We start from the raw sequence: 13711 nt of genomic DNA on the forward strand, positions 1-13711 counted from the left end.
GAATCCGACCCGGTCGGCGTACAAGCACGTCGTGATGTTGAGTGCGTGACCGTCGTAGACCGTCGACACCGGATACATCTCCTCGATTCGCGCGCCGTTCCAATACATTTCGGCCGCCGGTCCGCGGACATGTGAGATCGGCAGATTGTATCCGGTGCGGATTTTCGGCGTGAACGGGAGCAGCGGACCGATCGCCGTCGCGGCGATGCTCCCCGCGTTGGTGAGAAGTGACGCCGCCGCGCCGCGCTTGCCCACCCAGCGCTTGCCCTCGGACATCGATCGATGGATCGCATCCAGCCGGGCCAGCGGGTCGTCCAGGTTGGTGCCCAACGGGCACATCCAAAGACCAAACTTGTTGCCATGCTGGTCATCTGCCGAATCGTGCTCGTGATCGCGCACCGTGATCGGGCAGGCAGCCACCAGTGGCCGATCGGGCAGTTCCCCGTGATCGCCCAACCACCGCCGCACCACCCCGGCCGCCATCGCGGTCAGCACGTCGTTGCCGGTCACGCCGGCCGCCTGACGCACGGCGTGGATGCGCTCCTTGGCCCAACTGCCCGCGGCGACCGCGCGTTCGGGGCCGGGTCGCCCGTTGAACCGCGTGTAGGGCGCCCCGAGCGGCAACGCGGTGGTGTGCCCCACCAGCGCGTCGAGCACGGTGGCGATCTCGCCGGTGGCCACCTTGCCGATCAGCCCCGCACCCGACGCCGCGGCGCCCGTCAGCGACCGCAGCGGCGCGACCAGGCGGGACACCAGCCCGCCGGACGACGGGGGCGCGGGCTCGGGACGGCAGTCGGCGTAAAACGGTGGCATCGAGCGGCGGCTGGGATCAGCGCTCAGCGCGTCGGTGATCATCTGGAAACCCGCCACCCCGTCGGTCACGGTGTGGTGCACCTTGATGTAGAAGGCGAAGCGGCCGTCGTCGAGGCCGTCGATCAGATAGGACATCCACATCGGCCGGGTCCAGTCCAGCCGCAGGGCGTCCAGTTCCCCGATCAGCCGCCAGAATCCGTCACCGGACACCGTGCGACGCTGGCAATGTTGGCTCACGTCAACGGGATCCATGTGTCGCCACACCCACATGCCGCCGGTGTCCACACCGCGGTGCGGGTACTTGCGCAGCCTGGGATCGATCGGATCGTTGCCCGCGAGCGTCCTCCGATGCAGGTCGTCGACGTAGTCGGGCCCGGCGTCGTCGGGCGGCGACAGGATCAGCACGGCACCGACGTGCATCGGGCTGGACACCCACTCCGCGGTCATCATCGCCGCGTCCAGCGGATCCAGCGGATTCATCTCGGCCTCCGCGACTTAAGCGGGGCGGTCGCGCTCGGTCATGGGCCCATTCAGCAGGCCCGACTGTTGCAGCGCCGCCTCGACGAACCGCTGTACCGGTCGCGCGCGGAAGAATCCGGTGTGACCGCCGCGGTACCAGACGATTTCGGGTTTGCCCCAGTGCTCCCAGAGGCGGACCACCTGCTCGCGCGGGTGCACCACCTGGTCGGCGACACCGGCGTAGATGAAACGCCCCGGCTTTCCGACCAGCGGTGCGAGCGACAGCGGCGACGTCATCCGCCCGATGGGCTCCGCGAGTTCGAAGGTCTGACGCCGGGGATCGTCGGGGCCCAGCCCGGAGTGCCGGCTCAGCAAGCCGACCAGGTCGGCGACCGGGACACCGAGGATCGCGCAGGTCAGACCCGCCTCGAGGCTGGCTACCAACGCGGTGATGTAGCCGCCGAGCGACAGCCCGTTCAAGCCGATCTGGGATTCCGGCTCTTGCCGGCGTATCCAGGACAGCAACCGCCGGATGTCCCACACCGCCTGCGCCGTCGCGTGCACGTCGTCGAAGATGTCCTCCCCCGGAAACACCGCCCCCTTCGGCAGGCCCCGGGCCCGAGGCCCGTGCATCGGCAGGACCGGCATGACGACGTTCAGCCCGAGTTCGGCGTGTAACCGCCAGGCCCGGAACAGCGCGAGATCCAATGCGGCCCTGCCCATTTCCGTGCCGTGTATACAGACCAGCCACGGCCGCGGTTGCGGATGGCGGAGCAACAGGGCGTACTCGCGGTTGTTCGCGGTGTAGCTCATCCACCGATCCGCGCCGGGCTCCCCCGGCCGCGGCCGGTACCCGCTGTCGAAAGACATGCGGTAGAAGGATCGCCTGCCCTTCTTGACCTCGCGCACCGTGAGGTCCGAAAGCGGCGGGGGTGCACCGAAGAATCTCTTCGGATGGTCGAGCCATCCGCGCTCGCCGTAGAACGTCAGCCCGGCGACGACCTCGTCCGTGATGCGCGCGAACTCCTCGGGGCGGCTGACCGGGCGTCGCGCCTTGAGGCCCATCAGGACGACTTCGTCGCGAAACGCCTGCGCCGCCAGGGCCAGGGTGGGCCGCGCGATCGGAAGCTCGTCGGGCGCTTGGCCGAGGTAGTCGCGCCACGACTCGGCCAGGTAGCGACCGGTGCTCGTGAACGGCTTGACGGCGCTGCTCAAGCCGACGCCGGCGGGTGGGCTCAACGGCAACGCGCCCCCCGAGCGTCGGGAAACGCCGTCGTCGTCGGTCGGTACGGCCATGGTGGCAAACTAGCAGGCGCTGAAATCGGCGGGTTAGGGACTTACGGCCCGGTCGCCCCCGCGAAAGTCCTTGCCCGACAGGCCGACGTTGCGGAACCGGCCCGGGCCCTATGACCAGGCGCGAAGGGTCTTTCGTCACTCGCGCCGCTCGCCGGGCGGTCGTAACGTCGGAGCCGCCACAAGCACCTCAGACGCTCCCTAGGAGTCCGATCATGACCGAGGCACCGCAAAAGACCGAACCGCGCTGGGCCGAACTGTCCGATGACGTGCTGGAATCCGTCGAAACCGGGCGCAAGCAAGCCATCGATGCGGTCCGCAAATTCGTCGACCAGATCAGCCCCGTGCTCCCCGAGCAGTCGCGCCGCAAGACCGTCGTCGACGCCGCCCTGGACCTTGCCGACGAGTTGGTCACCGCCCGCATGGAGTTCTTCCGCAGCGTGGTCCGCAGCGCCGGCCACGCCGTGAGCAAGCACGGCGAGTAGACAACCCGCCCAGGCGGGCCGCCCTAGTCGAACGCGTGGATCACCTGGCGGGCCACTTGCCGGATCTGTTGATACACAACGCGATCGAGGGGTAGATCCCGATATCGCGGGATCTCCCCCGTCGTGGTGACCACGCCCGGCTCCTCGTGCGCCCAATGCGCGTTCACCTTGTCCCCCAACGCGCGCGCGGGCGGATTGTCGGACAGCACGCGGGCGTGGAAGCGCTTGATGCCGTCGACGCGCGCCGCGACCGCGAGTGCGCCGAGGAGCAGCGTGCCTATCCCCCGACCCTGGTAGCCGTCCGCCACGGTGAGCGCGACCTCCGCCGAGGCGGGGTCGTCCTGATCCCGGACGAAGCGGGCGTCCGCCACGACCGGGCCTGCGGCGCCGTCGGTGACCACCCAAACGAAGTGGTCGACGTAGTCGACCTCGAAGAGATAGGTCAGGCGCGCATCGGTGGGAGCGCCGCCCTGGTACCGCCGGTACAGCGTCTCCCGGGAGAACGAGCCGCTGCTCTTGAACCGCTCGGCGTCGCCGGGCAGCACCGGACGCAGCGAGAGCACCGCGCCGTCCTTGATCGTCACCGGGATCGGGACGACGTATGCGGCCAGCCGCTGCCGCGCGGTGCGCAGCATGCGGTCGGCGATGACCGGCATCGCCAGCATGCGGTCGAAGGCGGCGCCGTATCCGATGTACCCGCGCACGTCCTGGACCGCCGTCACCGTTGCGGTCCTGGTGGCGTGCCGCAGCAACGCGATCTCCCCGACGATCGTCGCGGACGACAGCTCGGTGAGCGTGACACGGCCCTTTGATCCGACGTGCCGCACCCCGATGCGGCCGGACGCGATGATCGCGAAAGACTCCGCCCGTTCCCCCTGCCGCATCAGGACCTCGCCGGCTACCGCGTGCAGGGGCTCGAGAAGGTGGGCCAACGCCTTGAGGTCCTCGGCCGGGATATCGGCGAACACGGGCAGCGCCGCGAGTTCTTCGGCGCGGACAGCCCTCACATCGGTCCACCTGTCAGCTCGGATCTCCCGCCCGAATCACACCCCGATTGCGAATCCATTGCTAAAGTGGTCATCTCGCCAATTTCGTAATTTTGCGGTCCCGGAACGGGTAACGTGGCGATGCGTCCTCCCCGATGTACGGTACGCGAGCCGCACCGCCATCGCCGGAGAAGGAAGTAGGTGACCGCTGTGACAAAAGACCCTGTCGGACTGGGACTTCGGCAGATCGGAACCGAGACCAAAGCCTTTCGGTGAACGTGCTCTTGGCCTCTACGGCCGGGCCCTCGAGGCTGGTCGGATGGATCGAGAAGGCGAACGGGGAGGGGAACATGAATACAGCGAAGTGGCGGCAGCATTGGCCACAGCGCCGGCCGGCGGCCCGTATCTATCAGCTGACCGATCGCCTCCACGAGGGACATGTTGCCCGAGTGCCCGCCCACCAGATACCCGCCACCGTGTCCGCTTGGTTGGAGGAGCTCGGTGCGCACAGCCCGCTGGTTGACGACCTCGAGCGCGCGGTTCGAGGGGAAGACTGGTCCGCGGCGCACGCCCTCGGTGAGTGCCTGTCCATCGAGATCGCCCTGGCCGACTGACCGGTCGGATCGGATGTAGCGCGGCGGGGACGTTTGCCGCCCCCCACGTGACTTTCGTCACTACCGCATAGCCGCCACGCTCCGCAGGATCGACGTTATACCGGTGCACCACGTCATCGGTATCCGTTCCGGCAGCAATGGATTCGCGCTATGAATGCACCACTGGCCTCGATGGAGAGGCCCGACTTCCGCAAGATCGAGAACCGCGCACCGTCGGTGGCACAGATGTTTGTCAACCGCGTCGCGGCGACCCCCGACGCGGAGGCCTTCCGCTATCCGCAGGACCACACCTGGGCCAGCGTGACCTGGCAGCAGGTCGGCGAGCGGGTCAACAACCTGGCCGCCGGCCTGATCGCGTTGGGAATCGCACCGGAGGACCGGGTCGCGCTCGCCTCCGCGACGCGCTACGAGTGGGTCCTCGCCGACTTCGCGATCATGTGTGCGGGCGCCGCGACCACCACCGTCTACCCCACGACGAACGCCACAGATGTCGCCTACATCGTCGCCAATTCCGGGAGCCGGGTGGTGGTCGCCGAGAACCAGAGCCAGCTCGACAAGCTGATCGAGCATCGGGCCGAACTGCCCGACGTCCGCAAGGTCGTCATGATCGACGGCAACGGCGACGGCGACTGGGTGATCTCCCTCGCCGACCTCGACCTGTTGGGCAAGCAACTGCTCGCGGACACGCCCGATGCCGTCAACGACAGGATCGCGGCCGTCGGTCCCGACCACCTGGCGAGCCTCATCTACACCTCCGGCACCACAGGTCGGCCCAAGGGCGTGCGACTGACGCACGGGGCATGGACGTACACCGCCGCGGCCATCGATTCGCTGGGCATCCTCGGCCCCGACGACCTGAACTTCCTGTGGCTGCCGCTGGCGCACGCGTTCGGCAAGGTGATGCTGGCGTTGCCTCTGCAGATCGGCTTCCCGACGGCCATCGACGGCCGCGTGGAGCGAATCATCGACAACCTCGCGGCCCTGCGGCCGACCATCATGGGCGCGGCGCCGCGCATCTTCGAGAAGGCGCACGCCCGCATCCAGGACATGGCAGCCGAGCGCGGCAGGCTCCGGAAGATGATCTTCGACTGGGCGATCGGGGTCGGCAAAAGGGTGTCGGAGGCGCGACAGTCCGGGAGGAAGCCGTCGCTGGCGTCGTCGCTGGCGTACAGGCTCGCCGACCGGCTGGTGTTCACCACCATCCGCGAACGGTTCGGTGGGCGCTTGCGGTTCTTCGTTTCCGCGGCCGCCGCGCTGGACCGCGACGTCGCGCAGTGGTTCGACGCCGTCGGCATCATCGTGCTGGAGGGCTACGGGCTGACCGAGACCGCTGCCGCATCATTCATCAACCGCCCCAACGCGTATCGGTTCGGGACGGTCGGCTGGCCGTTCCCCGCCACCGATGTGAAGATCGCCGACGACGGCGAGATCCTGCTCAGGGGTCCGGGTCTGATGACCGCCTACCACGACCTACCGGACGCCACCGCCGAGGCGCTCGACGGGGACGGGTGGTTCCACACCGGCGACATCGGCGAATTGGATGACGACGGATTCCTGCGGATCACCGACCGCAAGAAGGACATGTTCAAGACCTCGCAAGGCAAATACGTCGCGCCGTCCGCGATCGACGCGCGCTTCAAGGGCTGCTGCCCGTACGTGAGCGAGATCGTGGTCTACGGCGAGGGCAAGCCGTACTGTGTCGCGCTGGTCAGTCTCGACAGCGAGGCGATCACCGACTGGGCCAACAAGAACGGCCTGGCGGGCAAGTCTTTCGCCGACATCGCGCGCGACGACAAGACGCAGCAGCTGATCGCCGGCTACATCGACGCGTTGAACACCGAACTCAATCGCTGGGAACAGATCAAGAAGTTCACGATCGCCGATCGCGAATTCACCGTCGAATCCGGCGATCTGACGCCGAGCATGAAGCTGAAGCGCAAAGTGGTCATCGACAAATTCGCCGACCGTCTGCAGGCTCTCTACGAATCCTGACGCCCCAATACCGGCCTGTTCGCCTTGCGGTAGAGCGAAGTTTGGGGCGGCGGTCCCGGACGGGGGGATGCCGGGACCGCCGCGGATTCAGTTGGTCTCTTGGTGTTTCACGTCGCCGGTGTGATGAGCCCGTAGTGTCCGTCGTAGCGGTGATACAGCACGTTGCCACGGTCGCGGGCGGTGTCAACGAAGAACAGGAACGGCAGGCCGAGCAACCCCATCCGCTCGATGGCCTGATCGATATCCAGGCGCGGGGCCGGCTGGGGGCTGATGGTCAGCGGCAACCGGAACGGCGCCAAATCGTCCGCGGTCACCGGATTGATCTGCGCCAGGCGGTATTCGGCCGGACCCTCGCGGTATAGCACGCTGTCCTGCCGCGTGGCCTTCTCCGTGAACAGGTGGAAGTCGTAGTCGAGCTGCTCCATCTCCAGCGCGGCCTCCTCCACCGTGCAGGCGGGCAGGCTGTAGGACTTGTGCCGCATGATTCGGCGTTCGCTGTCCGGCCGCGGGAAGTACTTCGGTCGGTGCGTCGGCTCGGTCTCGTGCCGCCATTCGTGCGGGCCGCCCCGTGGCATGCCACCGCGCTTGGCTTCCCAGTGTTCGGCGGCGCGCTCGAGCTGGCGGCGCAGCCGCGCCTCGAGTCGGTCGATCGCTTCCCGCGCGGTGACGCCTTCGACCTGCGCGCGCACCGGCCGGCCGTTGACATCGAGGTTGGCCTGGGCGATCACCCGGCGGGCCACCGCGGGGTCACCGTGCTCGCTCAACTTGACGTGGGCGTACAGCACCGGTTCGTGGGTCAGGTGGCCGAGCTCGCCGATCTTCGTCCGCGCGTACTCGTCGGCCCCGGGCAGCTGGCCGCGCGTCGTCACCTGGACGTCGAGGGCAGCCGGGAGATCGGGTCGTTGTCTCATGGTGTCTCCCGGTCAGTGATGCAGGCCCGTGACGGGCTCGTGCGTGCTGGCTTGGATGTCGGTCGATGTCGCGGCGAACAGCTGGTTCGCCAGGTCGGAGAGCGCGCGGGCGATCGCGAGCTCGTCGCCGATCGTGGCCACGGGCTCGTCGGCCGGGTCGAGTCGCGCCAGGCCGACGCCGACCAACGTCTTGCCTTGCCAGGACAGTCGCGCCTTGGCCCGGGTCTTCTCGTCGCGCTCTTCGACCAGCACGTCGATGCGGCACGCCTTGGTGGCGTCGTCGTTCTTCGTCATCACCCGATGCGACCATTGCGCGCCGGGGCGGCAGTAGGGGCGGAAGTCCCGAATCGCGGGGCAGTTCGTCGGCCCGGCCTTGGGCCCCCCACGGCGATGAAAGGGCCAGCAAATGCGCGGACGCCCGCGAAGAAAACGTCGAACTTAATCGACATTATTGCTGGGCTTAATCAACAGTTTCGTTCGCGTATATCGGGGTGCCCAACAGTAGCGGGCGTGTCCAACCTCCCGACACAGACCAAGTACCTGCATGCCTCGCGGGGCCGCCGGTCGTCGCCGCACTCAGGTGACGACCGCGAACAGGCGATACTGGCCACCGCGGAGCGGCTGCTGCAGGAACGTCCGCTCGCCGATTTCTCCGTGGACGACCTAGCAAAAGGCGCCGGGATTTCGCGTCCCACCTTCTACTTCTATTTCCGATCGAAGAACGCGGTGTTGCTGTCGCTGCTGGACCAGATGAACGGAAAGGCGCAGGCGGCCCTCCGGTCGCTCGGGGGAATCTCGTCCGGTGATCCCGCGGAGCTGTGGCGGGCGCGCATCGAGGCGTTCTTCGAGGTATCGGGCTCTCACCCGGCGGTCGCCGTGGCGGGCGCCTCGGCGAAGGCCACCAACCCCGAGGTCCGGCAGTTGTGGTCCACGCTCATGCAGAGGTGGATCTCGCTGACCACGGCCGCCATCAAGGCCGAGCGCGGCCGGGGCGCCGCCCCCGACACCGTCCCGGCCGAGCAGCTCTCGCTCGCCCTCAACATGTTGAGTGAGCGGGTGATGGCCGCGACGTTCACCGCCGAGGACGAGGCGATGCCCGAGGACCGGGCGGTCGACACGCTGCTGCACATCTGGCTGGCCAGCATCTATCAGCGCTGACCGAGCGCCCGCCGGGCCCGGTCCAGGCTCTCGTCGATCAGCCGGTCCACTGCGCCGAAATAAGCGGGCGACGGTGGTTTCCCCGCCAGTTCGGCGATCGCCTCTTGCTCCCCGAAAACGTCTGCGTGGTCGAGGTTTTCGGACATCCGGTCGGCGTGCACGGTCAGTCCGGCCAGCAACTCGCCGCATTGGGAGCCGGCGGCGACGGCCCGCCGGGCCAACGTGCGCAGCGTGTCCCATTCGGCGTGCCAGGCGCCGTCGGGTCGCTCGTCGTTGGCCAGCGCCGCCGCGGTGTGCAGGGTCGACGCCAACGGCGGTGCGGACAGGGCGGTCCGTCGGATCAGGATGGACAGCACGGGATTTCGCTTGTGCGGCATCGACGAGGAGCCCCCGCGGTTCTCGCCGCCGGATTCGGTCAGTTCGCCGATTTCTGGGCGGGCCAGGGTGACGACGTCCGAGGCGATCCGCCCCCAGGAGTCGGTGCAGCCGACGAAGGCATCGGCGGCCGCGGTGACCGGCGCCCGCGCCGTGTGCCACGGCATTCGGATGGCCAATCCCAAAGCCGTTGCGGTGCTGCGCGCCAGGCTTGCGGACACCGCGGCGGGGTCGGCGGAGCCGGTAAGCAGCGCTGCCAGCTCGGTGCTGGCGGCCAATGTGCCTGCGGCCCCGCCGATCTGGATGGGGATGACCAGTGCGGACAGCGCCTCGAAGGCATCGACGACGCCGTTCAGCCAGCCGGCCGCCTTCGCCCCGAACGTGGTGGGCGCCGCGTGCTGGGTCAGGGTGCGCGCGACCATGGGCGTCAAGCGGTGCAGGGTGGCGAGTTCGGACAGCGTCGAGACCTGACCTCTGAGCTGTGCGGCGAGCTCCCCCACGGCCTCGCGCACGCCGAGCATCAGGGCGGTGTCCAGGACGTCCTGGCTGGTGAGACCGCGATGGATCCACGGCGCGACTTTCGGCGCGGCACGCTGCCGCAGCAGGCCGACGAGCCCGATAACGGGGTTGCCGCCGTCCTCGGCGGCAACCGCCACGGATTCGCAATCGTTGGCGGTCAACAGCATTGGCAGGTCCGCCCCCGCGCACTCGGGCGGGGCCAGGCGTTCGGCGACGAGGGCGTCCAGCCAGGCGGCTTCCACCGCGGCCATCGATTCCAGCAGGGCCCGATCGGTCATGTGGTCGCGGGCGCGGTGGTCGCCGGGCCACAACAGGTTGGTCATCGCCCACCGTCTCGGTACGCCAGGAAGACGGTCTCGAGCGGACCCTGCAGGTGGATGTCGAAACGGTAATCCCGGCAATCGCTTTCGGGGACGCACAGCAGGGTGGCGCGACGATCGGCACCCAGACCCGCCAGCAGCGGGTCGGCGCCGAGGTCGCCGTCGGGCAGGTAGGCGCGGGTGAACAATCGGTCCAGCAGTCCGCGCGCGAACACGGTGAGGGCGAAGAACGGCGGCCGCCCGGGGGCGGTGGGACCGGGCGCCACCGTGGTGAAGGCATACCGGCCGCCGGCGTCGGTCGCGCACCGGCCCCAGCCCGTGAACGCGCCATGGTCGTCATGCCGGCGGCGCAGCGAACCGGCCTGCCGCGGGACGCGCCCGGCGCCGTCGGGCTGCCACAGCTCGACCAGGGCGTCGGGCACGCCGTCGCCTGCGCCGTCGTACACCGCGCCGTGCAGCCGGACCGCGTGCGCGTGCCGGTCGCCGACCAGCGCGCCGCCACCGGGATAGGGCAACCCGAGGCCCAGGAAGGGACCCACCGTCTGCCCTGGGGTGCAAGCACATTCAGTCATGGCGGCCCTCGACGGGCGTGCGGCCGCCGCCCGTCAGCACGATGTCCCACCGATATCCGGTGGCATATTCCGGCTCGGTGAGGTCGTGGTCGTAGCGGGCGATCAGCCGTCGGCGCGCGGCGGGGTCGAGGACCGACTGGAAGATCGGGTCCAGGTCGAACAGCGGGTCGCCCGGGAAGTACATCTGGGTGACCAGGCGCTGGCCGAACGCGGTCCCGAACACCGAGAAGTGGATGTGTGCGGGGCGCCAGGCGTTGTGGTGATTGCGCCACGGATACGGGCCCGGCTTGACGGTCAGGAAGCGGTAGGAGCCGTCCGGGCCGGTCAGGCACCGGCCCGCGCCGGTGAAGTTGGGGTCGAGCGGGGCCGGATGCTGGTCGCGCTGATGACGGTAGCGGCCGCCGGCGTTGGCCTGCCAGATCTCGATCAGCTGGCCGGCCGCCGGTCTGCCGGACCCGTCGACCACACGCCCGGCCACGATGACGCGTTCGCCCAGGGGTTCGCCAGGATGCCCGGCCGTCAGGTCGGCGTCGACCGCGTCGACGTCCTGGTGGCCGAAGCATGGCGCCCATAGTTCGACCCCCTCGGGATCGACCGGCACCAGGGCTTGTTTGGGATGCCGCAGTGCGGTGCCGCGGTACGGCGGGTAGTCGAGGCGGGGCTGAGCTTCCGGCCCGCGGTATTCGGCTGCGATGGCGGCGATCTCGGCCGTAATGTCACCCTGAGACGCGAGACACTCGGGCTTCATGAGCCGTGACGCTACTCTCCATGGCCCCGCACACCGCGGAAATCGGCGGCGGCGCCGGAGTTAGAGTGAGCGCACCAGCGCCGCCCGCCCCTTGGTGCGCATCTTGTAGAGCGCGGACCCGCGGTATTGCTCCATTTTCGCGGCCATCTTGTTGCCCAACTCCTCGAGCTCGGCGTCGGTGATCTTGACCTCGGGAGGTGCCGGGATCATGTCGCGCTCCTCCTCGTCGGCGTGGGCCTCAAGCACCGTCTTGAAAGAGTTCCATTCGTCCTCGTAGCCCGGCGCGCTCTGCGGCGTTCTCAGCAGCACCGAGAGCTGGTCGACCACTTGACGGTGCTCGGCGTGGGCGACGGCGATCAGCTTGGTGGCGTCCTTGAGGGCCGGGTAGTACAGGTCGTCCTCGATGCGGAAGTGGATGTCGAGCTCGATCAGCATGTCGTCGAAAAGGGCATGCCGCTCTTGGCTGTTCACCGGGGCCTCGCTGACCTTGCGGCCGAGGCCCTTGATGACGATGTGGTGTTCTTTCAGCACGTCGTAGGCGTTCACTGCGGTCTCCCTTCTCCGCTTCCCACCGCGGCACCGAGCCCGGGCCCGGGTTCGCCGCGAACTTCGACCATTCCGTTGACCAACCTCGCCTCATAGCACGGCAGCGGGGCCGCCGCCGGTCCACGCAGAACGTCGCCCGATTCGGCCGCGAACCATGAACCGTGCCAAGGACATACGAGCCGGCCACGGTCGATCCAGCCGTCGGCCATGGGGGCCGCCAGGTGCGGACACAACTCGCCGAACGCCGCAACCTCCCCGGGCCTGGTCTGGCACACCACCAGGCCCACCCCGTCGACCTCGACCCGCACCGGCTTTCCGTTCAGCGAGCTCGCCGGCAGCACCGGCGTCCATTCCGCTTTGCGCAGCCGCGCGCCCGACTGGTCGATCCCGATGCCGGACTCGAACACCAGCGCCCCGCCGAGGTAGCTGCCGGCGACGGTGATGCCGTAACCCAATGCGGTGAGGGCGATCCCGCGGCCGTGCCGACCCCGCCGGCGATCCCACCACGACCGCGCATACAGCCCGGTGGCCACCAAGTTCACCACGCCGTGCACGGCACCGACCCGGCGATCGGATTCGTGGGTGTGCTGCCAATCGGTGACACCGGTGACGGCCGACCCGATGCTGGCCAGGATCCCCAACCCGAGCGCGCGGGACGCGAACCTCGACGCGTCGCGGACTTCCGTGGCGGGCCGGCCCGGAAGCAGGCTCAGGGCGTCCAGCGCGACGGTGGTACCCAGCGCGCCGCTCGTCAGCGACGCCAGCGGCGGGTGAACCGGGTGGCCGAGCCATACCCCGTGGAGCGCATTGGTGACGCTGTCGCGGGCGCCGCCCAGGCCGTTGAAGGCGAAGCTCAGCAGGTGTTCGAACCGATAGCTCGGGCGATCCAGCCACTCTTGACGCCCGATGGCCGCCACCACGCGCGATCCGAGTTTCTGCAATCGACCGTCCAGTGACCGATCAGCCATTGCACCAGCCCTTCCTCAGATGCGTCGCCAAATTAAGGCAACGCACGCAAAATCCAACCGTTTACCCGTTGATTACCGCACGCTCACATGCGCGGTGGAGCTGACGTGACCACCGTAGCCCGGGCGTCCGGCGACGTGATTGTTCGCCGCCTGTGATTTACCAGAAAGCATTCTGGTAAACGCCTGGCCGCGGATCGCGCCCGCTAATCGGGCGATTGACCGACGGCGGGTCGATGCGGGATTCTTGAGAGCGGAACATTTCTCTGTCTATCAGATAATCGAAGCGTCGGCCGGGGGTTACCGTGACAGTCCATCGCGACGCCTGCGCCGGCCTCGAGACCGTGTTCGCCGGCGTCCGCGAGGGGATGATTCCGGCCCACATCTACAACGACGCCGATCTGTTCGCGCTGGAGAAGGAGCGGCTGTTTTCACGGGCGTGGACGTTCGTGGCGCACGAGTCCGAGATCCCGCAGGACGGCGACTACGTGGTGCGCCGGGTCCTCGACGATTCCTTCATCATCACCCGCGACTCCTCCGGCGATGTGCGCGCCCTATTCAATATGTGCCTGCATCGCGGCATGCAGGTGTGTCGCGCGGAGATGGGCAACGCCTCCAACTTCCGCTGCCCGTACCACGGCTGGACCTACCGCAATGACGGCAAGCTCACCGGTCTGCCGTTCCACCGGGAGGCGTACGGCGGCGAGGACGGGTTCGCCCGAAGCTCCCAGACCCTGCTCCCCGCACCGAACTTCGCGAGTTACAACGGCCTGCTGTTCATCAACTTGGACCCAGGGGCCGAACCGCTCGAGGACTTCCTCGGCGACTTCAAGTTCTATCTGGACTTCTACACCAAGCAGAGCGCCGGCGGCGTGGAAGTGCGGGGGCCGCAGCGCTGGCGCATCAAGGCGAACTGGAAGATCGGCGCCGAGAATTTCGCCGGCGACATGTACCA

At 68.4% G+C, this 13711-nt stretch carries 15 protein-coding genes; 5 read left to right on the plus strand and 10 right to left on the minus strand.

The genetic code is table 11. From position 1 onward, the window contains the following. The coding region (locus A9X03_RS24790; protein WP_067780590.1) for a wax ester/triacylglycerol synthase domain-containing protein at window positions 1-1293 on the minus strand (1293 nt) is incomplete at its 3' end. Window positions 1294-1308: 15 nt separating this feature from the next. After that, the gene (locus tag A9X03_RS24795; RefSeq protein WP_067751686.1) at window positions 1309-2568 is read right to left on the minus strand and encodes a S9 family peptidase; all 1260 of its coding nucleotides are present in this window, start codon (window positions 2566-2568) and stop codon (window positions 1309-1311) included. Between the two features lie 212 nt (window positions 2569-2780). Between A9X03_RS24795 and A9X03_RS24800 the strand changes: the two genes are divergently transcribed. Next, window positions 2781-3050, plus strand: a complete 270-nt coding sequence (locus A9X03_RS24800; protein ID WP_067751683.1) for a hypothetical protein — start codon at window positions 2781-2783, stop codon at window positions 3048-3050. A 23-nt stretch (window positions 3051-3073) separates the two neighbouring features. Here the strand turns inward: A9X03_RS24800 and A9X03_RS24805 are convergent, their stop codons facing one another. Further along, window positions 3074-4057, minus strand: a complete 984-nt coding sequence (locus A9X03_RS24805; protein ID WP_067751680.1) for a GNAT family N-acetyltransferase — start codon at window positions 4055-4057, stop codon at window positions 3074-3076. A 329-nt stretch (window positions 4058-4386) separates the two neighbouring features. Here A9X03_RS24805 and A9X03_RS24810 point away from each other — a divergent pair, with 329 nt between their 5' ends. Together A9X03_RS24810 and A9X03_RS24815 are read left to right on the plus strand one after the other, a co-directional pair. Beyond that, entirely contained in the window at window positions 4387-4650 is a 264-nt protein-coding gene (locus tag A9X03_RS24810; RefSeq protein ID WP_067751785.1) for a hypothetical protein, read from the plus strand. A gap of 150 nt (window positions 4651-4800) precedes the next feature. After that, entirely contained in the window at window positions 4801-6642 is a 1842-nt protein-coding gene (locus tag A9X03_RS24815; RefSeq protein WP_068263464.1) for a long-chain fatty acid--CoA ligase, read from the plus strand. 107 nt (window positions 6643-6749) lie between these two features. Here the strand turns inward: A9X03_RS24815 and A9X03_RS24820 are convergent, their stop codons facing one another. Continuing rightward, window positions 6750-7553 (minus strand): HPF/RaiA family ribosome-associated protein, encoded by an 804-nt coding sequence (locus A9X03_RS24820; protein ID WP_068263467.1) that lies wholly within the window; start codon window positions 7551-7553, stop codon window positions 6750-6752. A 12-nt stretch (window positions 7554-7565) separates the two neighbouring features. Next, window positions 7566-7847, minus strand: a complete 282-nt coding sequence (locus A9X03_RS24825) for a DUF1876 domain-containing protein (RefSeq protein ID WP_067751671.1) — start codon at window positions 7845-7847, stop codon at window positions 7566-7568. Between the two features lie 216 nt (window positions 7848-8063). Here A9X03_RS24825 and A9X03_RS24830 point away from each other — a divergent pair, with 216 nt between their 5' ends. After that, window positions 8064-8711: a TetR/AcrR family transcriptional regulator gene (locus tag A9X03_RS24830; RefSeq protein WP_067751668.1), complete on the plus strand. Its 648-nt coding sequence runs from the start codon at window positions 8064-8066 to the stop codon at window positions 8709-8711. Here the strand turns inward: A9X03_RS24830 and A9X03_RS24835 are convergent. From A9X03_RS24835 to A9X03_RS24855, 5 genes are read right to left on the minus strand one after another with little or no spacing between them, the layout of a single operon-like run. Beyond that, on the minus strand, window positions 8702-9928 hold the full coding sequence (locus tag A9X03_RS24835; RefSeq protein ID WP_068263469.1) for a lyase family protein: 1227 nt from the start codon (window positions 9926-9928) through the stop codon (window positions 8702-8704). The two genes, A9X03_RS24830 and A9X03_RS24835, sit on opposite strands and share 10 nt — an antisense overlap. Then, the gene (gene pcaG / locus A9X03_RS24840; RefSeq protein WP_067780581.1) at window positions 9925-10497 is read right to left on the minus strand and encodes a protocatechuate 3,4-dioxygenase subunit alpha; all 573 of its coding nucleotides are present in this window, start codon (window positions 10495-10497) and stop codon (window positions 9925-9927) included. The genes A9X03_RS24835 and pcaG overlap by 4 nt, the downstream gene beginning before the upstream one ends. Then, a complete protein-coding gene (gene pcaH / locus A9X03_RS24845) occupies window positions 10490-11245 on the minus strand; it encodes a protocatechuate 3,4-dioxygenase subunit beta (protein WP_067780578.1) in 756 nt (251 codons plus the stop codon). Before pcaH ends, pcaG begins: the two co-directional genes overlap by 8 nt. A 60-nt stretch (window positions 11246-11305) precedes the next feature. After that, entirely contained in the window at window positions 11306-11791 is a 486-nt protein-coding gene (locus A9X03_RS24850) for a hemerythrin domain-containing protein (protein WP_068263473.1), read from the minus strand. Continuing rightward, window positions 11788-12759, minus strand: coding sequence for a Rieske 2Fe-2S domain-containing protein (locus A9X03_RS24855; protein ID WP_067751656.1), 972 nt, complete (start codon window positions 12757-12759; stop codon window positions 11788-11790). Before A9X03_RS24855 ends, A9X03_RS24850 begins: the two co-directional genes overlap by 4 nt. A gap of 365 nt (window positions 12760-13124) precedes the next feature. Between A9X03_RS24855 and A9X03_RS24860 the strand changes: the two genes are divergently transcribed. After that, window positions 13125-13711 (plus strand): Rieske 2Fe-2S domain-containing protein (locus A9X03_RS24860; RefSeq protein WP_156736557.1); only part of this gene is annotated, 587 nt, incomplete at its 3' end.

This window comes from Mycobacterium sp. E1715, assembly GCF_001667625.1.
Classification (GTDB): Bacteria; Actinomycetota; Actinomycetes; order Mycobacteriales; family Mycobacteriaceae; genus Mycobacterium.

Excerpts from the sequence above, each read along its gene's own strand:
- A9X03_RS24795 (WP_067751686.1), bottom strand. The coding sequence starts at position 2,568 with ATGGCCGTACCGACCGACGACGACGGCGTTTCCCGACGCTCGGGGGGC.
- A9X03_RS24810 (WP_067751785.1), top strand. The coding sequence starts at position 4,387 with ATGAATACAGCGAAGTGGCGGCAGCATTGGCCACAGCGCCGGCCGGCG.
- A9X03_RS24815 (WP_068263464.1), top strand. The coding sequence starts at position 4,801 with ATGAATGCACCACTGGCCTCGATGGAGAGGCCCGACTTCCGCAAGATC.
- pcaG (WP_067780581.1), bottom strand. The coding sequence starts at position 10,497 with ATGACTGAATGTGCTTGCACCCCAGGGCAGACGGTGGGTCCCTTCCTG.
- A9X03_RS24835 (WP_068263469.1), bottom strand. The coding sequence starts at position 9,928 with ATGACCAACCTGTTGTGGCCCGGCGACCACCGCGCCCGCGACCACATG.
- A9X03_RS24800 (WP_067751683.1), top strand. The coding sequence starts at position 2,781 with ATGACCGAGGCACCGCAAAAGACCGAACCGCGCTGGGCCGAACTGTCC.
- A9X03_RS24855 (WP_067751656.1), bottom strand. The coding sequence starts at position 12,759 with ATGGCTGATCGGTCACTGGACGGTCGATTGCAGAAACTCGGATCGCGC.
- pcaH (WP_067780578.1), bottom strand. The coding sequence starts at position 11,245 with ATGAAGCCCGAGTGTCTCGCGTCTCAGGGTGACATTACGGCCGAGATC.
- A9X03_RS24825 (WP_067751671.1), bottom strand. The coding sequence starts at position 7,847 with ATGACGAAGAACGACGACGCCACCAAGGCGTGCCGCATCGACGTGCTG.
- A9X03_RS24820 (WP_068263467.1), bottom strand. The coding sequence starts at position 7,553 with ATGAGACAACGACCCGATCTCCCGGCTGCCCTCGACGTCCAGGTGACG.